The organism is Pseudomonas sp. AF03-9, assembly GCF_020515815.1.
In the GTDB taxonomy this organism is placed as follows: domain Bacteria; phylum Pseudomonadota; class Gammaproteobacteria; order Pseudomonadales; family Pseudomonadaceae; genus Aquipseudomonas.
On the sequence record NZ_JAHPJF010000010.1, the window covers coordinates 40,100 to 64,671 of the forward strand.

17 protein-coding genes and 1 pseudogene are annotated in these 24,572 nt (G+C 56.5%); 14 read left to right on the top strand and 4 right to left on the bottom strand.

What is annotated here, in order from left to right:
* Window positions 1-303 precede the first annotated feature (303 nt).
* The 3 genes from LIY36_RS13450 (at window position 304) to LIY36_RS13460 (ending at window position 7,348) form a co-directional block, all read left to right on the top strand.
* On the top strand, window positions 304-1,923 hold the full coding sequence (locus LIY36_RS13450; RefSeq protein WP_226455935.1) for a methyl-accepting chemotaxis protein: 1,620 nt from the start codon (window positions 304-306) through the stop codon (window positions 1,921-1,923).
* A gap of 471 nt (window positions 1,924-2,394) precedes the next feature.
* Entirely contained in the window at window positions 2,395-6,240 is a 3,846-nt protein-coding gene (locus LIY36_RS13455; protein ID WP_226455989.1) for a response regulator, read from the top strand.
* Window positions 6,233-7,348 (top strand): HD-GYP domain-containing protein, encoded by a 1,116-nt coding sequence (locus LIY36_RS13460; RefSeq protein WP_058426041.1) that lies wholly within the window; start codon window positions 6,233-6,235, stop codon window positions 7,346-7,348. Before LIY36_RS13455 ends, LIY36_RS13460 begins: the two co-directional genes overlap by 8 nt.
* A gap of 109 nt (window positions 7,349-7,457) precedes the next feature.
* On the opposite strand, the gene LIY36_RS13465 is transcribed toward LIY36_RS13460, so the two are convergent.
* On the bottom strand, window positions 7,458-7,703 hold the full coding sequence (locus LIY36_RS13465) for a hypothetical protein (protein ID WP_058426040.1): 246 nt from the start codon (window positions 7,701-7,703) through the stop codon (window positions 7,458-7,460).
* 470 nt (window positions 7,704-8,173) lie between these two features.
* Here LIY36_RS13465 and LIY36_RS27715 point away from each other — a divergent pair, with 470 nt between their 5' ends.
* The 4 genes from LIY36_RS27715 (at window position 8,174) to LIY36_RS13485 (ending at window position 11,942) form a co-directional block, all read left to right on the top strand.
* Entirely contained in the window at window positions 8,174-9,406 is a 1,233-nt protein-coding gene (locus LIY36_RS27715; protein ID WP_226455936.1) for a DUF4238 domain-containing protein, read from the top strand.
* 1,446 nt (window positions 9,407-10,852) lie between these two features.
* On the top strand, window positions 10,853-11,281 hold the full coding sequence (locus tag LIY36_RS13475) for a hypothetical protein (protein ID WP_226455937.1): 429 nt from the start codon (window positions 10,853-10,855) through the stop codon (window positions 11,279-11,281).
* Between the two features lie 118 nt (window positions 11,282-11,399).
* The gene (locus tag LIY36_RS13480) at window positions 11,400-11,546 is read left to right on the top strand and encodes a hypothetical protein (protein WP_226455938.1); all 147 of its coding nucleotides are present in this window, start codon (window positions 11,400-11,402) and stop codon (window positions 11,544-11,546) included.
* 51 nt (window positions 11,547-11,597) lie between these two features.
* Complete coding sequence (locus tag LIY36_RS13485; RefSeq protein ID WP_226455939.1) at window positions 11,598-11,942, top strand: hypothetical protein; 345 nt, start codon at window positions 11,598-11,600, stop codon at window positions 11,940-11,942.
* Window positions 11,943-11,962: 20 nt separating this feature from the next.
* Here the strand turns inward: LIY36_RS13485 and LIY36_RS13490 are convergent.
* A pseudogene (locus LIY36_RS13490) lies at window positions 11,963-12,591 on the bottom strand (recombinase family protein).
* Window positions 12,592-12,762: 171 nt separating this feature from the next.
* Window positions 12,763-13,599: a hypothetical protein gene (locus LIY36_RS13495; protein ID WP_226455940.1), complete on the bottom strand. Its 837-nt coding sequence runs from the start codon at window positions 13,597-13,599 to the stop codon at window positions 12,763-12,765.
* Between the two features lie 142 nt (window positions 13,600-13,741).
* Between LIY36_RS13495 and LIY36_RS13500 the strand changes: the two genes are divergently transcribed.
* From LIY36_RS13500 to fdxA, 4 genes are all read left to right on the top strand, one after another.
* On the top strand, window positions 13,742-14,116 hold the full coding sequence (locus LIY36_RS13500; protein ID WP_226455941.1) for a hypothetical protein: 375 nt from the start codon (window positions 13,742-13,744) through the stop codon (window positions 14,114-14,116).
* Window positions 14,117-14,455: 339 nt separating this feature from the next.
* The gene (locus LIY36_RS13505; protein ID WP_226455942.1) at window positions 14,456-15,748 is read left to right on the top strand and encodes an Arm DNA-binding domain-containing protein; all 1,293 of its coding nucleotides are present in this window, start codon (window positions 14,456-14,458) and stop codon (window positions 15,746-15,748) included.
* Between the two features lie 11 nt (window positions 15,749-15,759).
* The gene (mutS, locus tag LIY36_RS13510) at window positions 15,760-18,339 is read left to right on the top strand and encodes a DNA mismatch repair protein MutS (RefSeq protein WP_226455990.1); all 2,580 of its coding nucleotides are present in this window, start codon (window positions 15,760-15,762) and stop codon (window positions 18,337-18,339) included.
* Window positions 18,340-18,481: 142 nt separating this feature from the next.
* A complete protein-coding gene (gene fdxA, locus LIY36_RS13515; RefSeq protein ID WP_192297299.1) occupies window positions 18,482-18,805 on the top strand; it encodes a ferredoxin FdxA in 324 nt (107 codons plus the stop codon).
* Window positions 18,806-19,300: 495 nt separating this feature from the next.
* On the opposite strand, the gene apbC is transcribed toward fdxA, so the two are convergent.
* Window positions 19,301-20,395 carry an iron-sulfur cluster carrier protein ApbC gene (gene apbC, locus LIY36_RS13520; RefSeq protein ID WP_226455943.1) on the bottom strand — a complete coding sequence of 365 codons (1,095 nt, stop codon included), beginning with the start codon at window positions 20,393-20,395 and terminating at the stop codon, window positions 19,301-19,303.
* Window positions 20,396-20,566: 171 nt separating this feature from the next.
* Here apbC and metG point away from each other — a divergent pair, with 171 nt between their 5' ends.
* From metG to nth, 3 genes are all read left to right on the top strand, one after another.
* On the top strand, window positions 20,567-22,618 hold the full coding sequence (gene metG, locus LIY36_RS13525; protein ID WP_226455944.1) for a methionine--tRNA ligase: 2,052 nt from the start codon (window positions 20,567-20,569) through the stop codon (window positions 22,616-22,618).
* Window positions 22,619-22,735: 117 nt separating this feature from the next.
* Window positions 22,736-23,698, top strand: coding sequence for an electron transport complex subunit RsxB (gene rsxB / locus LIY36_RS13530; RefSeq protein ID WP_226455945.1), 963 nt, complete (start codon window positions 22,736-22,738; stop codon window positions 23,696-23,698).
* Window positions 23,699-23,884: 186 nt separating this feature from the next.
* Window positions 23,885-24,523 (top strand): endonuclease III, encoded by a 639-nt coding sequence (nth, locus tag LIY36_RS13535; protein WP_192297303.1) that lies wholly within the window; start codon window positions 23,885-23,887, stop codon window positions 24,521-24,523.
* Window positions 24,524-24,572 lie beyond the last annotated feature (49 nt).

Consider the following 24,572-nt stretch of genomic DNA (forward strand, 5'->3'; position numbering starts at 1 on the left):
ACTAGATGCACAGCGAAGATAATTAAATGTGGAAGGAGTGAAGCGCCGCTACTTTTCAAGACGCATGCGGCTGGCAGCTGCTGGCCGATCTCTGCCTAAGTCCACCGTCAGCTTTGGGTCGTGTAGCGACGGTATCCCTCCCGCCGCCAGCATAGGTAGAAACCGGCCAAAAGCAGCTGCTCATAGGTGTCTAGGAAACTAGGGACCATTCACTTCACCTTTCGACGACTTGCTTCAAGTTTTCAGCTTTGGGTCGATAGCCTTTTGAGCATCTCAACAATCATTGGAAAGCAGGAACGTCGTATGCGCGTCAGAAACCTCAATTTAGCTCCACGAGCTGCCCTGTTTTTCGCTTCAATCATACTTCTTGTTTTTGTACTCGGCGTATTCGCAGTCCTGCAAATGGGCAAGCTTAGGGATGCCGAAAAAGACGTTGAGCTCAATTGGATGGCCAGTATCCGACAAACGGCTTTGATGGACAAAGCGACACTTCGCCTGAGGCTCGAAACCCAGCGAGCCATTGCCGATCCTCAGTCCATTCAAAAGAACATTGAAAGCTTCGCCGGCTATCGCAAGGCTTTCACCGATGCGGTGGCAAACTATGATCCTCTGATAGCGAGTGATAAAGAGCGCTCGTTTTACACACCGGTAAAAAACAGCGCCGATGCATATTCCAAACAACTAGATATTCTCGAACCTTTGATGAGGCAAGGTGAGATCGCCACAGCGGTCAATCTGGTGAGTACAGGCATTCGCCCGCTCACGAATACAATGGAGCAGCAAATTAAAGACTTGACCAACTTTAACAACGAAGGCGCAGCGCAGGCAGGGCAAACCGCGACCGATCTCTATAGCCATGGTTTTTGGCTTGTTATCGGACTTATAACGGGCGTGGTCATTTTGACGGCAGGGTTGGCTTTTGTGCTCACGAAAAGTATTACCTCTCCGATTAACGATGCCCTGTCTGTGGCAGAGCGTATCGCGGCTAGTGATCTCTCCAAGGAGATATTGGTCAGTGGTACTGATGAGGCTGGGAGACTGTTGAAAGCTCTGGCGCAGATGCAGGCAAACCTGCGTGCCACAATTATGCAGATATCCGATTCTTCCACCCAGTTGGCCTCAGCTTCGGAGGAGATGACAGTGGTTACTGAAGAGTCAAGCCGGGGCCTTGTTTCCCAGAACGATGAAGTCAATCAGGCTGCAACAGCGGTCACAGAAATGAGTGCGGCAGTTGATGAGGTCGCTCGCAACGCGGAGTCAGCTTCCGAAGAGTCAAAGCGTACCCAGGGTTACACTGAGGTAGGTTTGGCGCGGGTGGCTCAGACGTTAAAGTCAATTCAAAAGCTGAACGGTAACGTCGAAAACACAAGCCAACAGATTCAAGGGTTGTCAGATCGTGCCCAAAGCATCACTAAAGTTGTCGAGGTGATTCGGGCAATTGCAGAGCAAACCAACCTGTTGGCGTTAAACGCCGCTATCGAGGCCGCGCGAGCTGGCGAGCAAGGTCGTGGATTTGCAGTGGTCGCTGATGAAGTAAGGGCATTAGCCCACCGCACCCAAGTGTCGACTCAGGAAATTGAGCAGATGATTGCTGCTATTCAGAGTGATTCTGACCTAGCCGTGAAGGCGATGAATACAAGCAGAGACCTGGCCACCGAATCTCTTGGTGTTGCCCAAGAGGCCAGTACCTCACTGGATCAAATATCAACGGGCATTATTCAAATTAACGAACGCAACCTAATGATCGCGACAGCCTCTGAAGAGCAATCTCACGTCGCTAGGGAAGTTGATCGAAACCTGGTCAGCATTCGTGAACTTGCAACACAGAGTGCTGCTGGAGCCGCCCAAACAGCGAGTGCGTGTGGTGAGATGTCAAAGCTAGCGGTGAACCTGAATCAGTTAGTTAACCGATTTGTTGTGTGACAAAGGCTTTTTGGGGGCGCTGATGGCTAGCTTCAGACTAGCCACTCAATGACCGGTTGAGTAGCCTAATTGATGCAATCGTCGCAACACCAGGCAGTTCCTATAAACCGAACTTCCGCTTTTGGCCGACTACTGCACTTTGTAACGGGCAGCCATCGGCCATTTCCGGACATTGGAGAAACTCAGGTGTGCGAGTATTAAGTAAGCGTCCGGAAACTCACTCTCCGAACGGTGAGTAGCAGTGGGAAGTTGCTAGCTGGCCCAGTTTTTGTTGCTGGCGCTTGCTGCAGCGTATGCCTACACTCCAAAAACCTATAATACCAGTGCAGAACGGCGGACAAGCTCGTGCAAGGGCGTTCACAAGGATATGTGGAGTTGGATAGTGAGCAATTACCTACCAGCAGGAGCATTTTTAAAACAGAGCCGCGCTTGGGAGCGTTGCTTGCACTGGTAAGCTTGTTGGTGTTGGGCATGCCATGCGTGGAAGCACGTACGCTGTCCCAGATTCGGGAAAGCGGCGTCCTGCGCATATGCGTGGCTGGCTCAAGCGCTTCTTTCTACCGGACTAACGCGGAGGCGTTCGCGCGGTCACTCGGTTTACGCCCACAGGTAACGGAACTGCCGAGTTTCGATGCGCAGTTTCACGACGATCGGGGCGAGACCGTACGCGAGGCAAGCTACGACCCGAAGCTACTCGCCGAAGGCCGCTGTGATCTTTATCCAAATGACTTGCAGATCGTCCCTTGGCGCGAAACGAAGATGTTGCTCGTGCCCTATTACCGGGTACGCAACCTGGTCATCGCCCATCGCTCCAACCAGTCCCTTGGCAACGAGGTGTCTGATCTGCTCGGTCTGACGGCGGCAGTGCAGAAGGGTACGGGCTACGAGCAGTGGATCGATGAAGCCAACCGCGGTCCTCTATCCAGTCAGCCGGTCAGAATCGTCTATGCGCCAACCGAGCAGGCGGTGAAACTGGTAGCCGATGCGAAGGTGGACTTCACGGTGTTGGGTAGTGAAAGCGCGCTGCGCTGGGCTCGTGAAGATCCCGAACGTCTCTCCATTGCGTTTCCGGTCAGCGAAGCGACCAGCGTTGGGTGGGGTGTTGCGCGCAACGCGCCGGATCTCGCACGAGCGCTGGAGCAGTTCTTCCAGTCCAGCAATCGCATTGATTCGCCGCTCGATGCGAGCTGGCGGCGGTACTATCGCGTATCGCTCATGGAATACCGGCTGTTCGAGGAGTCCCTCAACGAGGACGGCCTCGATATTAAAACCGTAATGAGCTGGGCGATACCGAGCTTGGTCGCGGTCCTGCTGTTGCTCGGCGCCATGCTGGCCTGGAACCGACGCCTCAACCGGGAAGTAGACGAGCGCAAGCGCGTTGCCGCAGAGCTAGCCGAGCGCGAGGCTTTCACCCGCGTGCTCATGGATACCAGCCCCGCCAGCCTGGTCCTGGCAGATCGGAACGGAGCTGTCAGGGAAGTAAGCCAACGCTTTTCGCAGGCGACCGGTTATGTCAGCGAGGACCTGCTCGGGCGCAACGCCACGAGCCTGTATTTCGACCCTGAGGAGCGCGAACGCTTCCTCGAACTGCTGACACGAAACGGCAAGGTCGAAAACTTCGAGACCCGCCTGCGGCACAAAAATGGATCAATTCTCTGGGTTCTGGTCGGTGCATCATTCGTGACAATCCACGGTGAGACCCTGGTCGCCAGTTGGGTGCGCGATGTCACGGATCATCATGCGGCAGCAGTGGCGCTTAGCGAAGAACGCGCGCGGCTGCAGGCAATCCTCGATACGAGTCCAATCAACATAGCCTTTTCTACCCAGGGCGTGATCCGCTTCGCCAACCCCCGCTTCTGTGAAACGTTCGGCGTAGGCGTCGGTGACGCTGCTTCGCAGATTTACGCGAATGGGCATGATCGCGAAGCCATCGTCGAACGCCTCACGGACGACGGCATCGCAAAGGACCAGGAAGTACCGATGCGTGACCGGCAGGGACGCGAACGCACCATGCTTGTCACCTACCTGCCAATCCAGATCCAGGGGGAGCAAGGGCTGCTCGGCTGGCTGCAGGACATCACCGAGCGTAAGGCAGCAGAGCACGCGCAGCAGCGGGCGAAGGAGATTGCTGAAGAGGCGACGCGGGCAAAAAGCGACTTCCTTGCAAACATGAGTCACGAAATCCGCACGCCCATGAACGCGATCATCGGCATGTCTTACCTTGCGCTGAAGACTTCTCTGGACCAGCGGCAGCGCGATTATGTCTCGAAGATCCACAACGCGGGCACTTCGCTGCTTGGCATCATCAACGACATCCTCGACTTCTCCAAGATCGAGGCCGGCAAGCTTAGCGTCGAGGCAGTGCCATTTGAGATAGACGCAGTGCTCGACAACGTGTCCTCGCTGATTGCGCAAAAGGCCTACGACAGGGGCATTGAGCTGCTGTTCGACCGGGCGTCGGACGTTCCCGATACGCTGCTTGGAGATCCGCTGCGTCTGGGCCAGGTCATCCTGAACCTGGTAGGCAACGCAGTGAAATTTACCGAACAGGGGCAGGTGACGGTCGTGGTTCGCAACCTGGGCCGCACCGGCGACAAAGTTCAACTGCAGGTTCGTGTCCGCGATACCGGTATCGGCATGACTCCCGAGCAAACCGGGCGACTCTTTGAGGCCTTTGCCCAAGCCGATAGCTCCACAACGCGACAATTCGGCGGTACCGGCCTGGGCCTTGCCATCTCGAAGCGCATCGTCGAGCTGATGGGCGGAACGATCGCGGTTGACTCAGAACCGGGCAACGGCAGCACTTTCTCTTTCAGCGTCTGGCTTGGTCTTGACCAGCACATGCGTACGCAGCGCCAGATTGTCCCTGCGGAGCTCGCCGGAGCGCGCGTCCTGGTCGTCGATGACAATGCCGACGCGCGCCAGATCCTTTCCGACATGCTTCGCGTAGCGGGGCTTTCGCCGGTCGCGGTGGCGTCAGGCGAGGCTGCTCTGGAGAGCCTTCGCGGTGCTTCGGCCGACCACCCATTCCTGGCGCTATTGGTGGATTGGCAAATGCCAGAGATGGATGGCATCGAGACGACGCGCCGGGCGCTTGGCCTGCAGCCTGCACTGTACGCCGTCATGGTCAGTGCATTTGGGCATGACGAAATGCACGCCGCTGCGCAAGCGGCCGGCATTCGCGCGTTCCTGGTCAAGCCGGTCAACCAGTCCTCGCTGGTAGAGGTACTGGTCAACTTATTCGCGCCGCAAACGGGCGTGGTGGCGCTAACCGTACCCATTGCGCAGGCGAAGGTGCTCGCCGGAGTGCGCCTGCTCGTCGCGGAGGACAACGAAATCAACCAACAGATTGCCAGGGAGCTTCTCGAGGCTGCCGGTGCCCTGGTGGAAGTTGCCGGCAACGGCTGCGAGGCGCTGTCGATGTTGGCTGCAGCGCAATACGACGCGGTGCTGATGGACGTACAGATGCCGCAGATGGATGGTCTCGAGACGACCCGGCGTATTCGCGTCGGGCCTCACTGCGCACAGATCCCGGTGATTGCTATGACCGCACATGCCAGGGTCGAGGACCGGGAGCGCTGCATCGAGGCGGGCATGGTCGACCATGTGACCAAGCCCGTGGATCCGCAAGCACTCATCGCCACGGTTCTGCGCTGGGTCGTACCTCGGTCGGCGGCAGTGGAGCCGTCCAGCGCCGCATCGGGCGAGGAGCGCCTACCGGACATTCCAGGGCTAGATAGCGCCGACGGACTGAGGCGAGTGGCGGGCAATCGCCAGCTATACATCAAGCTGCTGGGTCAATTTGCCGACCGCAGGGCTATGGAAGGGCAAGCGCTGGGGAACGCGCTACGCGCGGGTGATCGGGCGACGGCCGAGCGAATGGCCCACACCGTGAAAGGCGTTGCAGGCAACCTCGGTTTCAGCGGCCTGCAAGCCATGGCCGGTAAGCTGGAAACCGCGATCAGGGCACACGCTGAGTCGGACGCATTGGTGAATGAATTGATCGAGGCGCTCTCGCTGGCCGTGCATGCAATCCGTCAAGCGCTGGGTAGCGGCCAGGCAGCACCGGCGGTGGTATCGAGCGTCGACTGGGCACAGCATGCCATAGCGCTCATCCACCTGCTGGAGGCCAATGACGGAGCAGCGCCGGATTATATGGAACAGTATGCGGATTCGTTGCGCGGAGCACTCGGCCAGGACAGTTTCGAGCAGTTGATGAATGAGGTGAACAACTTTGACTTCGAGGCCGCACGGCTAACCCTCAAACGTGCATCGACGAACCGCGATACCCCGTGCTGGAGGGAGCATCATGAGTGAAACGCTAAACTACTCACTTCGCCCGATCATCCTCATTGTCGATGATACACCGGAGAACATTACGCTGATCAATGGCCTGCTGAAGGACATCTACCGCACGCGGGTTGCCATCAGCGGTGAGCGCGCGCTGAAGGCAGCGGTGCAGGAGCCTCGCCCGGATCTGATTCTGCTCGACATCATGATGCCTGATCTGTCGGGGTATGAGGTGGCAGAGCAGCTCAAGCGCGATCCGCGCACCGCTCATATTCCGATAATCTTCATCACCGCCATGGCAACAATGGAAGACGAGATCCTGGGTTTGCAGATGGGCGCCGTGGACTACATCACCAAGCCGATCAACCCACCCATCGTGCTGGCACGGGTGGAAACCCAATTGAAGATCAAGGCGGCCGCCGACTTTTTGCGTGATCAGAAGGCTTACCTTGAGCAGGAAGTCCAGCGCCGCACCGCCGAGGTCATCGCCATCCAGGATGTGACCATTCAGGCCATGACCTCGCTGGCCGAAACCCGCGACAATGAGACGGGTAACCACATTCGACGAACTCAGCACTACGTCAGACTACTGGCCGAGATGCTTCGCGAACATCCGAGGTTCCAGCAGTTTCTCAATGACGAAAGTATCCGCCTGCTGTTTAAGTCAGCTCCGTTGCATGACATCGGCAAGATCGGCATCCCCGATGACATACTGCTCAAGCCGGGGCGCCTCACGCCGGAAGAGTTCGAGACGATGAAGACCCATACGGTACTGGGACGCGATGCAATCCGGCATGCCGAAGAGCAGTTGGGCACCTCGGTGGGATTTCTGCGCCTGGCCAAGGAGATCGCCTACAGCCACCACGAGAAGTGGGATGGTACCGGTTATCCCGATGGGCTGAGTGCCGATGACATCCCCATCAGCGCCAGGCTCATGGCATTGGCGGATGTCTATGACGCGCTGATTAGCCGACGCGTATACAAGAAAGGCATGTCACACGATCAGGCGCTGGAGATAATCCGCCAGGGATGTGCTACGCATTTCGATCCAGATATTTGCGAGGTTTTCCTGGCCAACCATGAGCAATTCCAGGCTATCGCGGTGCGTTTTGCTGATCGCGGTCAGGATGGCTAATGAACGCGTCGCCGTGAAATCAATGCCATGTACGGGACAACCACCGTTTCGCGGATCGCGTGCTGGCTGACCAAGGCGCTCAAGGTGTCTGACTGGATCGCTTCACCATTCATGGCGCCAGATCCCGCCGGCGGCGTGCTGCGGCGTCTTCAACAGCGATAAACAACCGCTCAATCGTAGCGGGGGTTAGCGCACGTGCGGCTTCCACCCCCTCCACAAAACCTTCTGCGCGCTCTTCGGCCAGTGCCAAGGCAGGCACATCTGCTGCGCGGCCGAGGCGTGCCAGGTGATTGGCGAGTTTGGTGCGGACCAGATCGGGCATGCTGACACCATTGCGCGAGAATACGACGCTCATTCTTTCACCCATTATTGTTGAGGTGAGGGATAACGCCAGGAAGGCGCTTCCTGATCGAATTAGCGGTCACTGCGTAAAACCACCGCTGTGGGGGTTGGTCTACCAGCGCAGGGGGGCTGGTTTTCACCGGCCCACAAAAAAGCCCCCACACTGGCTTCAAGTGTAGGGGCCTTTTGAACATAAGCGGCGATATAGGTATATCGACGCTACACAACACTCTTGTGCGTGGCAACTTGAACGTCTTCTTGCCGATTAGCTGCCAAGATGGCCTGCAAACGGCCAAACGCAGGCTGCCGAACCTTAATTCTCCGTACGCTGCCCCGGATAGTGTTTGTTGCTGCTGTCCGAAAATGCCATTTTGAGAAATTCACTCTTTACGGTGCAAAAGAAAAATTTTCTGATGCGTAAAAACTAAGTCTATAGTGTGAGTAGGGAGAACTTACTATGCTGCAGGCTTTCAAGGGGGCATCGTGGCAACTAAAGAATATCGTAACAATCATTACGTTCCTGAGTGGTACCAGAAAAAGTTTTTATCCGCAGACGGCGGCGAGGCTAAATTTTATTACCTTGACTTAAAGCCTGAAACAATTACTACAGCAAATGGCACACGATATAAGCGCAAGGACATGATGCGCTGGGGCCCCGATAGCTGTTTCAAAATAGAAGATCTTTATACAACAAAACTAGGCAACTTCGAATCAACAGAAATCGAAGAAAAGTTTTTTGGACAAATTGATACTGAAGGGCACAAAGCTGTTGAGTACTTTTCTAAATTCCAGCATCCTGATGTAGATCCTCAGTCTTTTCACAATCTACTACTTTATATGAGCACTCAAAAACTCAGAACTCCAAAGGGCTTGAAGTATTTGGCATCTAAAACACAGTCACGTGACAAAAATGAATTATTATTTATGCTACAGAGACTACAGAGTTATTTTTGTGCGTTATGGACTGAATGTGTTTGGCAATTGGCTGACTGCAAGAGTACGGATACAAAGCTAATCCTGTCAGATCACCCCGTTACCGTATACAACAAAGGTTGTTTCCCTCAATCCGCATTGGCGAAAAAGGTAGGTGATCCTGAGGTTTGGCTGAACGGCACTCACACATACTTTCCATTGTCGGAAGAATGCGTCCTGATTCTAACTAACCTGTCTTGGGTCAGGTGTCCGTACGGAAACCCTATGAAAGAGCGGCCAAACCCAAAGCTATTTCGAACGGCAATGTTTAACTTCACGAGCATTCAAACTCATAGAGAACTCACAGAGTTAGAAGTACTCCAAATTAACTACATAACAAAAATTCGAGCTGAGCGGTACGTTGCGGCACGAGAAAAGGAATGGCTATATCCTGAAAAAAAGTTGACACCTTCTCTATGGCCACAACTAGGGGATAGTTATTTATTAATGCCTGACCCGCGATCCGTAACATATTCTACCTCTACGATGGTTGGTTATGAAAATGGTCGATCAGAGACAATGGATGAATACGGTAGACGACCTGGACAAAAAGGTTATAGCGGTGAGAGCAATAATAGAAAAGACTGGAACAGTTTCTTAGCTTTTCAAGGTGAATACGCTAGACGATTTGGCCCGAAACGGCGCGGTCGATCATTCGAATTGAATAGAATTTCAAACGAAGAGGACTCTGATGACTATCATGCGTACCATCTGGGTTTAGAGAGAACAAACAGAAAACGTTAAAAACGAGGTCAGGGGTTAGCGTTTAAATAATGTGGTGATCAAGAACAGACTCCACAATAGAGCACGTTATATCGATTTATATGATTCCTTAACTTTATTCGCTCAAAATTTCACGGAGGCGCCTCTCAAGTGCTCCTCTGAACAAGATTCGTAGATTGTCTGCATCGAGCTTTGAAATGGTCTCTTCAAGGTGAAGCTTAAAAATCAGGTCATGGGTGCAAGCCTCACGCCTCCGTGCTTCAAGTGCGGTGGGTGAGCAAGCAATCCCAGCGAGGAAATGAGCCGACACGCTACTCGCGGGATGAATATCGCTCTTGGCAACAGACATGACTTCCTACCTGGTTCTCAAACGATTGAAGACACGCTTACGAATCTGCGCCCTTCTCTAAGGAGTAGTGGGTCTAACACTAAGTTCATAACGGAACGAAGTGCACCCGTCTCGCGAGTAAAAAAACGCACCAAAAAGACGCGCCAGTCCCATGGTGGTCCCATGGGGCTATTTTTTGGACGCCAAAAACCACAAACCCCAGACTTTCTCTAGTAAAATCAGGGGCTTGTGTTTTTACAATTTGGCGATGAAGGAGAGATTCGAATCCTCATCACCTCACGTGTCCACAGCCTCCGATTCAGCGCCTAAGCAATGACTGCTATTGGCCGCAAGCAGCCACCTCCGGCGTCCATTCCTGACCAGCTCGCTCTACCGAACACATCTGGCGATCACGAGCACAGTTCACCGCCCTCATCCGCTGCCCATTCAGCGCACTGCCCCTACGCTCTGGCAGGCGCATCGTTATCTGTCGACCGTTTCTCGTCAAAGCCCGAGCCGTCGCTTACGCGAAAATGCCAGATCGTCATCTGACGCCGGTTTGTCGCTACAATTGGGGCTCCCCCATGAACAGATTGCCCCTCAGGGGCGGCGTCATACTGACATCACCCCTTCACAACGCAAATTACCCGGAGCAACCTCGTAAAAATGCTGAAACCCAGTATTCATGAGGGCTGCAACCACAACACCCCTTCACGACACCTCTTAACGACACCCCTTCACAACGCCAATTTCCTAGCTGAAGCTCGTGAAAATGCTGAAAGCCAGTATTCATGCGGGCTGCAGCCACAACACCCCTTCACGACACCTCTTAACGACACCCCTTCACAACGCCAATTTCCTAGCTGGAGCTCTTGAAAATGCTGAAACCCAGTATTCATGCGGGCTGCAGCCACAACACCCCTTCACGACACCTCTTAACGACACCCCTTCCGGCAAATCGGCAAGTTCCTCTATGGGAGGTGAAGCGTCAGACTTCCATAAGTAATAGATGAGAGGTGAGCCCTATTTTTAATGTGTCGCGAAGCGGATGTCAGGGCCACCCAAAATCAGCTGATAATCGATTTGGGTTTTCGGAGATCAAGGGGAGACTGAGCTCACCTGCATCGAGGATTACCACCATGAATCTGCTCGCCACCATTGCCAACCTGATGGCCTCAATCGCCCAGCCGACAAAACCGCTGTACACCACAGTGGTATATCCCACCCAAGGGAAAGCGGTCGTGCTGCATGACGATCTCAACATCCGCAGTGAGCGAACGTGGTACCAGGGTACAGAGTCGCTGAGCGGCAAAGAAGAGAAGTCGACCTACCCGTTCGATCTTCATATCGACGATAACGCGACCTGTGTTGAGCCCGCTATACAGACTCAGACTGACAATTTCAGCCTGCACAGGAGTTTCATGGACCTGATGGACAACGGCTGGATAAACCCGGCTAACGGACTGCCGGTGATGGATGGCTGCGTCGATGTCATGGGCAACGCTTATGGCATCGACTCGATGAGCGACGGTCTGTGGTTCGATCACGGTAGCGCGTTCGCAGACTGAATCAGTGTCCGCCAGTTGCCGGCGCTAGAAAGCTGAACCAGGATGCGAAATTGCTGTGAGTTTCTGTACAGTGAATGAGTTGTTTAGACCCTGATGGCCACCAGCATGGGAGAAGAACATGGACCGGTTTGAGCTACTGATTTACTCAGTGTTCGGCGTGCTCTGCGCCTTGGGGATTACAGCCGCGATTGGTTACAAGATCGCCGTTTACCTGGACAAGCAGCACGACAACAACAGAGCACGCCCGAACTCGACTGCCGATTAATTGGATCTAGTGAGTGAGCAGGTCACGTGCCAAGTCAAAGAGGATGACATCGTGAGTACAGTTGAATGCCAGTGCTGCAGGATGATGATGGTTCCGAAGGTGATCACCAGCGCGCCGTTCTACGTAAGCGGAGTTCCCCTAGGCGCTGGTGATCCCGAGTCATCTGTATGCCCCTTCTGCCTGTCGCCGAAATGGATGCTCACCGAGCGCCAGGCTCTGGCGGCTGGCAAGGCCAATGCAGAGTTCTACGGCATTATGGTTCTCGCCCTAGTAAACATCGTTGCCTTCGCTCGACTTGGGGAACTGGGTGGCGGGATAGTGCTTACTGCATCAGTCACAGCCTTCTTCCTACGCAGCAGAATTATCAGCGCGCTGCGACAGCGTTTGAGACGTTAAACCTGCTCGCCTCGCTCCCTTCAAACCACGTTACTGCAGGTCATCTGATCGCGAATTTTAAGCACCGTTGTGGTGCTGCAACCTGCATGGCAAGCAGTAGCGCGAATACCCAGACCAACGCTCAGCAGTTCACCGATGCGCTGATGTAGGTTCTTGTCAGCCGGCCGACCTTTGTAGGCGCCGGAGGCTTTTGCCCGAAGAATTCCCTGGGCCCGACGCTCACGACGTTGCTCGTAGTCCTTGCGCGCAATAGCAGCCATCATTTCGATCATCATGCCGTTGATCGCGGCCTGCATTCGGTCAGTGAATTCGTCACCAGCCGTGTCTCTCATGCTCTGGTGGCTGGTCGGAAGATCCAGGGCGACAATACGCAGCCCCTTGGAATCAATCTCAGCCTTGAGTGCCTGCCAATCAACCACCGGCAATCGGGAAAGCCGGTCGATACTTTCCAGCAGCAAGACATCCCCCTGTTGGGCATCCGATATCAGTCTCAACAGCTCTGCTCGGTCAGTTCTGGCGCCACTGGCGTTCTCGATGTATTGCGCAGCGATAGCCCTGCCATGGTCGGCAGCGAATTGTTGCAGAGCGTCACGGCACGGTTGGCGTCTTGCTCAGCAGTGGACGCACGAAGGTAGGCGCGGACAAACATCAGATTTCCTTTCTCGTATCAGTTTGGATGATGTTTTGCGGGCGTATCAGTTAGACCGTTACTTACAAATTCGAGCATCAGAGAAACCTGACTCTCGGACGTATCAGCTAAGGCATACCCAAAAAATCACCGCAGGCCTGCGAAAACCCACGGTGATACAACCCAGCAGAATTATTTCCCTATGAAGTAGAGCGCCCTGCCCTGATTAAAGATTGCGGCCGGGATCGAGTTTTTCCTCAGCCGCTGGCCAGGGTGGTAGATGTAGATCCATTCAGGGAGGTGTTGCGATGCAAGCAGCATGGCTTCTGAAGTCGTCATGTCGTTCTTGTAAGCATCAAGCGTGAATTGGTTGTGACGGATGAATATCGGCCCGTAGATGAGCGGCGACTGCAAAAAGCTTGGTGATGTCGAGACCTCGTCGCTGAATGGGATCGGCCGCTCCGCGTAGCTATCTGCAAGGGACGCGTAAGCGCGCGAATGACTGTCAGGGTATTTGCCTGTTTGTATCCGCAGTTTCGATAGCCCGCCTGGAAAGATCTTCTTGCGTACTTCCTCGACCTTGTGAAGCGCCAGATTAGATGCCTCGCCTGGCGAACTAGCCTGATCGGAAGGTACCCACGCGACAACCTGAGTCACCCGCGCCGGATCGCTTGAACCACCCAATAACATTAACCCCAAGCCAATTCCTGCAGCTGCGCCGCCACTCAAACCCGTAGGTGGAGACGCGAAGCTAACCGCGCTTAATCCAGCATCCCCTAACCCTCCTACAGAGCCGCCGGATGAGCTCACGTCATTAACCGCCCCTGCCAGCTCAATTGGAACGTCGCGCTGCCCGGAAATCCCCATGGCCGTCAGAACATGCATAGCATCCGACCATTTTTCCCTCGGAACATCATTCGGGGCAGGAAGCTGCACTGTCCTATTCCCTTGAGTGCCAGAGCACCCAACCAGAAGAGCTACTGTCGCGGCCAGCAAGCCGATTCGGATCGTTGTTGATTTGTTACCCATGGCGCCACTCCCTGTTTTGATTGCCACAGCTTACGAAGGCTTTCAGGAAACCCAACGGCATAAGCCTGTGAGCTGTGCCGACTTGGGATTTCCAGAGCCTGGCATAGCGTGTCATGCAACCTCATGCACGCGGAGAAGCACCATGGAATTTCGTCACTTAGGCAATGGACAGACTTTCCCACCTGTAGCGCCGAATGGCCGGGTCTACGCCATACCTGTCACGCAGGAAAACCACGTAGAGATTTTCTGCCTGACTCCTGAAGGCATTGTTGGAAGCAGCGTTGCGGCCAACTGGGCAGAAATTACGGGTTTCTATTACGACGACAAGTCCTGGGAAATCATCCTGCGCAATTACACCGGAAGGGGAATGCGTTTTCGTCGTGGCCACCCCTGCTTCATGGTTGCGGAAGGAGGCGAAAGCATACTGACGAGCATTCAGGGGTACTCAATCCCGCTTTGCACGATGAACCGCATATCTTTTGAGAAAACCAAAAATTCCTACCAGAAACCCGCGTAAAAGCGACTCTGGATGAAATAAAAATAACTTTTACGGCAATTTCAATTTCCGACGATAAAAGCGTTTGAAAGCGAAACCTATCATTCCTGACTCCCAGTACCTTGTGCTCAAACGGACTGATACGGAGCCTGAAAATGATCCCAAACATATTCCCTGGCAGGGAGCGAGCATCCCAATGAGCACACCGCGCTGGGTTCTGATCAAACGTGCGTCTGAGCTAACCGGCTATAGCGAAGACGCCATTAGGCACAAGGTTAAAAACGGTACCTGGGCACAGGGCCGCATCTGGAGAAAAGCACGCGACAACCGCGTTTTTATCAACATTGAGGAGTTGGATCGGTGGGTCGAGAGTTCTCCGCAGGAAGCGGCCTAGAAGCCGAGCTAAAAAAACACACAGGCGTCGAAATCCACGGCAATAGCCTGCGAATCGTATTCATGTGGCGCAGACGCCGGTACCGGGAGACGCTAGGCCTCCCCGTTACAAAGGCCAATATCAAACATGCCGCCCAATTACGGGCGGCTGTTCTTCATGCGATCAAAATGGGCACGTTCGAATATGCCGCCCATTTCCCCGAGAGTAAGCAAGCTGGCAACTACAGCTCGACCCGCGACGAGCGGCTGAAAGCCCTGCTCGAAAGATACAAGCCGCTCAAAGCAGTGGACATTACGTCCGAAACCGAACGCCGCTACGGTTGGGCGTTGGACATCTGCGTCGGCCTACTGGGTGAGAATCGCCTAGGCCGCGTGATACTGCCCGAAGACATCCAGCAGTTGCGGGTAACTCTGATCAGCGACCGAGCCACATCTACCGTAAATCACTACCTGGCGACCTTGGCTGGGTTTCTCACTTGGTGCGAGAGTAACGGTTACTGCCGCGCCGGCCTAGCTGCTGCATGTGTCCGTTTCGAAAAAACCGAGCGCGATCCGGACCCGCTGACAAAAGCCGAGGCAGAGCTCCTTCTCAACAAAGGCTGTATTCACCCTGCAGATCACGCCGCCATTAATCTGGCTATCTACACTGGCCTGCGCCCAGGTGAAATATGTGGCCTGGCCAGGGAAGATATTGATCTCCAGCGTGGCTTAGTTCATATCAGGCGCGCCATCACCAGTAGCGGCACGTTCAAACTACCGAAGACCGGTAAGCGCCGAACTGTCCTACTGCTACCGCCGGCACTCGATGCCTGCCGAATCTTGCTAGCCAGCGACCACAAGGTGCCGCAGCAGACTATCACCATCGAACTGACCCGCCACGAAGAGACTCAGGAAACCGTAACACCGCTGCTTTCGCCAAAGCTGCAAGCGCGAAAGAAGATGATCAATGCGTGGTTTGTACCCACAGCCTGGAATACGAAATGGGCCAATATCCAACGCCGGGCCGGCATTCGGCCACGGCGTCCGTACCAGACACGCCATACCTATGCATGTTGGTGCCTAGCAGCCCGTGGTAACCTCGCTTTTATAGCCAAGCAGATGGGGCACATCGACTTCACTATGCTAGCCAAGGTGTACGCCGCGTGGATGGACGATGAGTCTCCTGGCGAGCTGGAGCACATCTGGTCAGGCATGCAGAAACATACGTCAAATGCCCCATCCCTGCCCCATGAAACCCAGGATTATCCTCTAAGTAACTGATGAATAAAGAAATTTCAAATCTTTCTGCGCATACCCCGATGATGCAGCAGTACTGGCGACTCAAAAACCAGCACCCTGATCAGCTCATGTTCTACCGCATGGGCGACTTCTACGAGATCTTCTATGAAGATGCGAAGAAGGCCGCCAAGCTGTTGGACATCACCCTGACTGCCCGTGGGCAATCGGCTGGGCAGTCGATTCCGATGTGTGGGATTCCTTACCATTCGTTGGAAGGTTATCTGGTCAAGCTGGTGAAGTTGGGCGAATCGGTGGTGATCTGTGAGCAGATCGGCGACCCAGCCACCAGCAAAGGGCCGGTGGAGCGTCAGGTGGTGCGCATTATTACGCCGGGGACGGTGAGTGATGAGGCGCTGCTGGATGAGCGTCGCGACAACCTGATTGCGGCGGTGTTGGGCGATGAGCGTTTGTTCGGCCTGTCGGTGCTGGACATCACCAGCGGTAACTTCAGCGTGCTGGAAATCAAGGGCTGGGAGAACCTGCTGGCAGAACTGGAGCGTATCAATCCGGTGGAGTTGTTGATCCCGGATGACTGGCCGAAGGACTTGCCGGCGGAAAAGCGTCGTGGGGCCAAGCGTCGTGCACCGTGGGATTTCGAGCGTGATTCGGCGCTGAAAAGTCTGTGCCAGCAGTTCTCCGTGCAAGACTTGAAGGGGTTCGGCTGCGAAACCCTGACCCTGGCCATTGGCGCTGCCGGTTGCCTGCTCAGTTATGCCAAGGAAACCCAGCGCACCGCCCTGCCGCACTTGCGCAGCCTGCGCCATGAGCGCCTGGACGATACCGTGGTGCTCGATGGCGCCAGCCGTCGCAACCTGGAGTTGGACACCAACCTGGCCGGCGGGCGCGATAACACCCTGCAATCGGTGGTCGACCGTTGCCAGACCGCCATGGGCAGCCGCTTGCTGACCCGCTGGTTGAACCGCCCGCTGCGGGATTTGAGCGTGCTGCAGGCGCGTCAGTCGTCCATTACTTGCCTGCTGGACGGCTATCGCTTTGAAAAGCTGCAGCCGCAGCTCAAGGAAATCGGCGACATCGAACGCATCCTGGCGCGGATCGGCCTGCGCAATGCGCGCCCCCGTGATTTGGCGCGCCTGCGCGATGCCCTGGGTGCACTGCCGCAATTGCAGGCCGCGATGACCGATCTGGACACGCCGCACCTGCAACAGCTGGCCGTGACCACCAGCACCTACCCGGAACTGGCGGCGCTGCTGGAAAAAGCCATCATCGACAACCCGCCAGCGATCATTCGTGACGGCGGTGTGCTGAAGACCGGTTACGACAGCGAGCTGGACGAGCTGCAAGCCCTGAGTGAAAACGCCGGGCAGTTCCTGATTGACCTGGAAGCCCGCGAAAAAGCGCGTACCGGCCTGGCCAACTTGAAGGTCGGCTACAACCGTGTGCACGGCTACTTTATTGAGTTGCCGAGCAAGCAGGCCGAGTCGGCGCCTATCGACTATCAACGTCGCCAGACCCTCAAGGGCGCCGAGCGCTTTATCACTCCGGAGCTCAAAGAGTTCGAAGACAAGGCGCTGTCGGCCAAGAGCCGTGCACTGGCTCGGGAAAAGATGCTGTATGAAGCCTTGCTTGAGGACTTGATCAGCCAATTGGCACCGCTGCAAGACACCGCCGCCGCCCTGGCCGAGCTGGATGTGTTGAGCAACCTCGCCGAACGTGCGCTGAACCTTGACCTGAACTGCCCGCGTTTTGTCAGCGAGCCGTGCATGCGCATCGTGCAGGGCCGCCACCCGGTGGTAGAGCAAGTGCTGACGACACCGTTCGTCGCCAACGACCTGTCGCTCGACGACGACACCCGCATGCTGGTAATCACCGGTCCGAACATGGGCGGTAAATCCACCTACATGCGTCAGACCGCGTTGATCGTGCTGTTGGCGCATATCGGCAGCTTTGTGCCGGCGGCCAGTTGCGAGCTGTCCCTGGTGGACCGCATCTTCACCCGGATCGGCTCCAGCGATGACCTGGCCGGTGGCCGTTCGACCTTCATGGTGGAAATGAGCGAAACCGCCAACATCCTGCACAACGCCACCGAACGCAGCCTGGTGCTGATGGACGAAGTCGGTCGTGGCACCAGCACCTTCGACGGCCTGTCCCTGGCCTGGGCGGCAGCCGAGCGCCTCGCGCATCTGCGCGCCTATACATTGTTCGCCACCCACTACTTCGAACTGACCGTATTGCCGGAAAGCGAGCCGCTGGTGGCCAACGTGCACCTCAACGCGACCGAGCACAACGAGCGCATCGTGTTCCTGCACCACGTGCTGCCAGGGCCGGCGAGCCAGAGCTACGGCCTGGCCGTGGCGCAACTGGCCGGCGTACCGAACATCGTGATCAGCCGCGCCCGCGAGCACCTCAGTCGCTTGGAAACCACGGCGCTGCCCCATGAAAACGTGGTCGCCAGCCCCGCCAAAGCCACGAGCAAAAACGCCGCGCCGCACCAGAGCGATATGTTCGCCAGCCTGCCTCACCCGGTGCTGGATGAATTGGCAAAGCTTGACCTGGATGACTTGACGCCGCGAAAAGCGCTCGAAATGTTATATGCACTGAAGACTCGGATATAACGCTGAGGCTTGCAAGCTGGTAGACTCTCGCGCGGTTTGGGATGCTGCGGGCTCTTAGCCTGGTCCGCAGACTACCACTCCCGAACCTCGCGAGCCCTGCCACAAAGGGTTTCGCCGCCGCCGCCTGAGGAGAGAATTAGAAATGACCTTCGTCGTCACCGACAACTGCATCAAGTGCAAGTACACCGACTGCGTGGAAGTATGTCCGGTGGACTGCTTCTACGAAGGCCCGAACTTCCTGGTCATCCACCCGGACGAGTGCATTGACTGCGCCCTGTGTGAACCGGAATGCCCGGCCGTCGCAATTTTCTCCGAGGACGAAGTCCCGGCAGGTATGGAACAGTTCATTCAGCTCAACGTCGAGCTGGCGGAAATCTGGCCAAATATCACCGAGAAGAAAGATTCGCTGCCAGATGCAGCTGAATGGGATGGCAAGCCCGGCAAGATCGCCGATCTGATTCGCTGATCGGTTTGCTACGACTTAAAAGGCCCTCAAGGGCCTTTTTTGCGTTTTGCAGGCTAGGGTTCACTTTTCTACAGGCAAAAAAAAGGGGCGGTATGACCCGCCCACATTTTTTCCCTAGTCCCTGTATTCCTTTTCATCATCCTGATGAATCGCATCCTGCGACGTTCCTTCAAACCATCGTTCCTTGATGGCTGTGTCAATCCGTGGACACGGGGCCGATCTTAAAGAGTTCCAAAGGAAGTTCAACGGCAACCCAGCCGCCGGCCGAGAGATTTGCGCCTCAGAACAAAAGTAAATAATTGTTATTATTCAATAGGATAGAAAACAACCCGAGTGTATCGAGACGCCCATGGCGGCTAAAAAAACCAAACACTTACGAGAAAGTAAGTAATTGCTTACACGAGCAATTGCGTAAAAGCGTAACTGGCAGGCCTTGAGCGCTCTTCAGACATGAAAAAGCCCCGACACCGTCGAGGCTTTTCTCCTTCACGTCGCTTAGTCGTCGCTGACGGTAATCGTCGGCATTGCCGGTGAAGCCGCTTCCTGCAGGACGATCCGCGCGCCTACGTGGCGGGCCAGTTCCTGATAAATCATGGCAATCTGGCTGTCAGGCTCGGCGACAACGGTAGGCTTGCCTCCGTCGGCCTGCTCACGAATCAGCATGGACAACGGCAACGAGGCCAGCAGCTCGACCCCGTACTGGGTGGCCAGCTTCTCGCCGCCGCCCTCGCCGAACAGATGCTCGGCGTGACCGCAGTTGGAGCAGATGTGCACCGCCATGTTTTCCACGACGCCCAGCACCGGGATGTTGACCTTGCGGAACATCTCCACACCTTTTTTCGCGTCCAGCAGCGCCAGGTCCTGGGGCGTGGTGACGATCACAGAGCCGGCCACCGGGACTTTCTGCGCCAGGGTCAGCTGGATGTCGCCGGTGCCTGGCGGCATGTCGATCACCAGGTAATCCAGGTCGCCCCAGGCAGTCTGGGTTACCAGTTGCAACAGCGCGCCGGAAACCATCGGGCCGCGCCAGACCATCGGCGTGTTGTCGTCAGTGAGGAAGGCCATGGACATGACTTCCACGCCCAGGGACTCAATCGGCACAAACCATTTCTGGTCCTTGACCTTCGGTCGGGTGCCTTCGGCGATGCCGAACATCACGCCTTGGCTCGGGCCGTAGATGTCGGCGTCGAGAATACCCACGCGGGCGCCTTCACGCGCCAGGGCCAACGCCAGGTTGGCGGCGGTGGTGGATTTGCCGACGCCGCCCTTGCCGGAAGCGACAGCAACGACGTTCTTGACATTGGCCAGGCCCGGAATCTGCGCCTGGGCCTTGTGCGGTGCAATCACGCACTGGATGTCGACCCTGGCCGAGCTCACGCCGTCCAGGCCTTCGATCGCCATCTGCAGCATCTGCGCCCAGCCGTTCTTGAACAGACCGGCGGCATAACCCAGTTCCAACTGGACCGACACCCGCTCGCCCTCGATCTCGATGGCGCGCACACAGCCGGCACTGATCGGGTCCTGGTTCAAATAGGGGTCGGTGTACTGGCGAAGAACGGCTTCCACCGCTGCGCGATTCACGGCGCTCATGGGCTACTCCCGAAAAAGACTGACTGAAACAGGCGACTATCCTAACCGTTCCTATGGCTCAACGGCATGCTTTCGCAGGTTTGGAAGATGTTGAAACAGCGCCACGGGGTGAAATATATTTCCCGGCGCTTTATAGTGGCCGACCTCCGTTTCATCAAGTAGCCGAGCCCCATGTCCGAGCCACGCAAGATCCTCGTCACCAGCGCCCTGCCCTATGCCAATGGTTCCATCCATCTTGGCCATATGCTTGAGTACATCCAGACCGATATGTGGGTGCGCTTCCAGAAGCATCGCGGCAACCAATGCATCTATGTCTGCGCGGACGACGCCCACGGTTCGGCCATCATGTTGCGCGCCGAAAAGGAAGGCATCACCCCGGAACAACTGATCGCCAACGTGCAGGCCGAACACAGCGCCGACTTTGCCGAGTTCCTGGTGGATTTCGACAACTTCCACTCGACCCACTCCGAAGAAAACCGCGAGCTGTCGAGCCAGATCTACCTGCGCTTGAAGGATGCCGGGCACATCGACCAGCGTTCGGTCACCCAGTATTTCGACCCGGAAAAGAAGATGTTCCTGGCCGACCGCTTCATCAAGGGCACCTGCCCGAAATGCGGCACCGAAGACCAGTACGGCGACAACTGCGAAAAATGCGGTGCGACCTACGCACCGACCGAGCTGAAGGATCCGAAGTCGGCGATCTCCGGCGCCACCCCGGTGCTCAAGGATTCCCAACACTTCTTCTTCAAGCTCCCGGACTTCCAGCAGATGCTGCAAACCTGGACCCGCAGCGGCACCCTGCAGGACGCCGTGGCGAACAAGCTCTCCGAGTGGCTCGACAGCGGCCTGCAACAGTGGGACATCTCCCGCGACGCGCCGTACTTCGGCTTCGAGATCCCGGGCGAGCCGGGCAAGTACTTCTATGTGTGGCTGGACGCGCCAATCGGCTACATGGCCAGCTTCAAGAACCTGTGTGATCGCACCCCGGAGCTGGACTTCGACGCGTTCTGGAACAAGGATTCCACCGCCGAGCTGTACCACTTCATCGGCAAGGACATCGTCAACTTCCACGCCCTGTTCTGGCCGGCCATGCTTGAGGGTTCGGGCTACCGCAAGCCGACCGGCATCGCCGTGCACGGCTATCTGACGGTCAACGGCCAGAAGATGTCCAAGTCCCGTGGCACCTTTATCAAGGCGCGCACCTACCTGGACCACCTGTCGCCGGAATACCTGCGCTACTACTACGCCTCCAAGCTGGGCCGTGGCGTAGACGACCTCGACCTGAACCTGGAAGACTTCGTACAGAAGGTCAACTCGGACCTGGTAGGCAAGGTCGTCAACATCGCCAGCCGTTGCGCCGGTTTCATCCACAAGGGCAACGCTGGCCTGCTGGTGGCCGAAAATGCCGCACCGGAACTGACCGACGCGTTCCTGGCCGCCGCACCGAGCATCGCCGAAGCCTATGAAGCCCGCGACTTTGCCCGCGCCATGCGCGAAATCATGGGCCTGGCCGACCGCGCCAACGCCTGGATCGCCGACAAGGCACCGTGGTCGCTGAACAAGCAGGAAGGCAAGCAGGCGCAAGTCCAGGCGATCTGCGCCACCGGCGTCAACCTGTTCCGCCAGTTGGTGATCTTCCTCAAGCCGGTGCTGCCGCTGCTGGCCGCCGACGCCGAGGCGTTCCTCAACGTTGCGCCGCTGACCTGGAAGGACCTCGCGACCCTGCTCAGCAACCATCAGTTGAACGAGTTCAAGCCGCTGATGACCCGCATCGACCCGGTCAAGGTCCAGGCCATGACCGACGCATCGAAAGAAGACCTGGTCGCCAGCCAGACCGACACCGGCTCGGCTGCGCCAGTAGGCAATGGTGAATTGGCCAAAGACCCGATCTCTGCGGAAATCGACTTTGACGCTTTCGCCGCAGTCGACCTGCGTGTCGCGCTGATCGTAAAAGCCGAAGCCGTGGAAGGTGCCGACAAGCTGCTGCGCCTGACGCTGGACCTTGGCGGCGAGCAACGCAACGTGTTCTCCGGGATCAAGAGCGCTTATCCGGACCCGTCCAAACTCGATGGTCGCCTGACCATGATGATCGCCAACCTCAAGCCACGGAAAATGAAGTTCGGCATCTCCGAAGGCATGGTGATGGCGGCCGGTCCTGGCGGTGAAGAGATCTACCTGCTGAGCCCTGACAGCGGCGCCAAGCCCGGTCAACGGATCAAGTAAGCCTGCAAGACGGCCCTGTCGCTTCGGCGACAGGGCTTTTCAGCTAGTTCCCCCTTCTCGCTTGCCGGATAATCAGACCCTGTTTGTCTAACCTACCGGCACGCCAATGATCACAGCATGAACCTCATTCAACGTATCGACGCGCTGCTACCGCAGACCCAATGCGGCAAATGCGGGCACCCCGGATGCAAGCCTTACGCAGAGGGCATCGCCAGCGGCGAAGCCATCAACAAGTGTCCGCCTGGTGGACAGGAAACCATCGCCGGCCTGGCGCACTTGCTGAACGTGCCGGTGCTGGCGCTGGATACCTCCCGTGGCGAAGCTGCGGCGCAGATTGCGTACATCCGTGAAGCCGAGTGCATCGGCTGCACCAAGTGCATCCAGGCGTGCCCGGTGGATGCGATTGTGGGCGCCGCCAAGTTGATGCACACGGTGATCGTCGACGAATGCACGGGTTGTGATTTGTGTGTGGCGCCGTGCCCGGTCGATTGCATTGAAATGCGCCCATTGGTCAGCGTGCTGCCGATCGTGGGAGGTCTGGCAGCCAATGATCACGAGCGCCACGAACGCAGCCTCAAGCGTGACCGGGCACGGCGTCGCTACGAACAACGCAACGCGCGCTTGCAGCGGGAAGAGGAGCATCGGCTCGCCGAGCGCCAGGCACGGACCAAACGACCGGCACCGATGGAAACCGCGCCGGTAGATGCCCTGCAAGCGATTACGGACGCAGCGGTGAAGAAGGCCAAGATTGAGGTGGCGATGAGCCGCGCACAGCTGCACAAGTCCTTGAAAGCCTTTGGTCATCCACCGACCTTTGAACAGCAATCTCAGTTGATCGTCCTGCAACAGCAGTTTGAGGCCGCTGAACGCGCATTGGCTGCACTGGAACCAGACAGCACGCCAGCAATGCCACGGTCGCCCGTGAATACTGCCGAACTCAAACGCGCCAAAATCCAGCTGGCGATGCGCCGCGCCGAGCTGAAGAAAGCGCAGGATCGGCTGGCCGCCCCGCAAGAACTGGCCGACGCACAAAACCGGCTCGATGAAGCGCAACGTCAAGTCGATGCCCTGGGCACGTGACCTGCAACGTTGAGACGGGTCAGCAACTGTTTGCTGCATTGCGCTCACGCTAGGGTTGTTACGCGGCGAGGCAGACACCACTTTGATGCCTACCGGGTTTATCCTGCTGGGGTTACTACTGGCAGGGGGCCCGGCCTGGACCCTTTTCACCTTCTCGCTGAACACCGGCAAGGAACCACTCGTCCCATGAACGCCGTAAAACGCCTGGAAATTTTCCGCAGGTTTCACGAAGACAATCCGGAACCCAAAACCGAACTGGCCTACTCCTCGCCGTTCGAGCTGCTGATTGCGGTGATCCTGTCGGCACAATCCACCGACGTAGGCGTCAACAAGGCCACGGCCAAACTGTACCCGGTAGCCAACACGCCAGCGGCAATCCATGCCTTGGGTGTCGATGGGTTATCGGAGTACATCAAGACGATCGGCCTCTACAACAGCAAGGCCAAGAACGTGATTGAGACCTGCCGGATGCTGGTTGAGCTGCACGGCGGTGAAGTGCCACAAACTCGCGAAGCGCTGGAAGCCCTCCCCGGCGTAGGGCGCAAAACCGCCAATGTTGTGCTCAACACCGCGTTCCGACAGTTGACCATGGCGGTAGACACGCACATTTTCCGGGTCAGTAACCGAACTGGTATCGCCCGCGGCAAGAACGTGGTCGAGGTGGAAAATCAATTGATGAAGTTCGTGCCCAAGCCGTATCTGCTCGACTCCCATCACTGGCTGATCCTGCATGGGCGCTATGTTTGTCAGGCGCGCAAGCCGCGCTGCGGCAGCTGTCGCATCGAGGACCTGTGCGAATACAAGGACAAGACATCAGACGATTGAGCAATCATTGGTTTTTTTGATCTGTCGATTGAAAAAATCTTTTTTACCC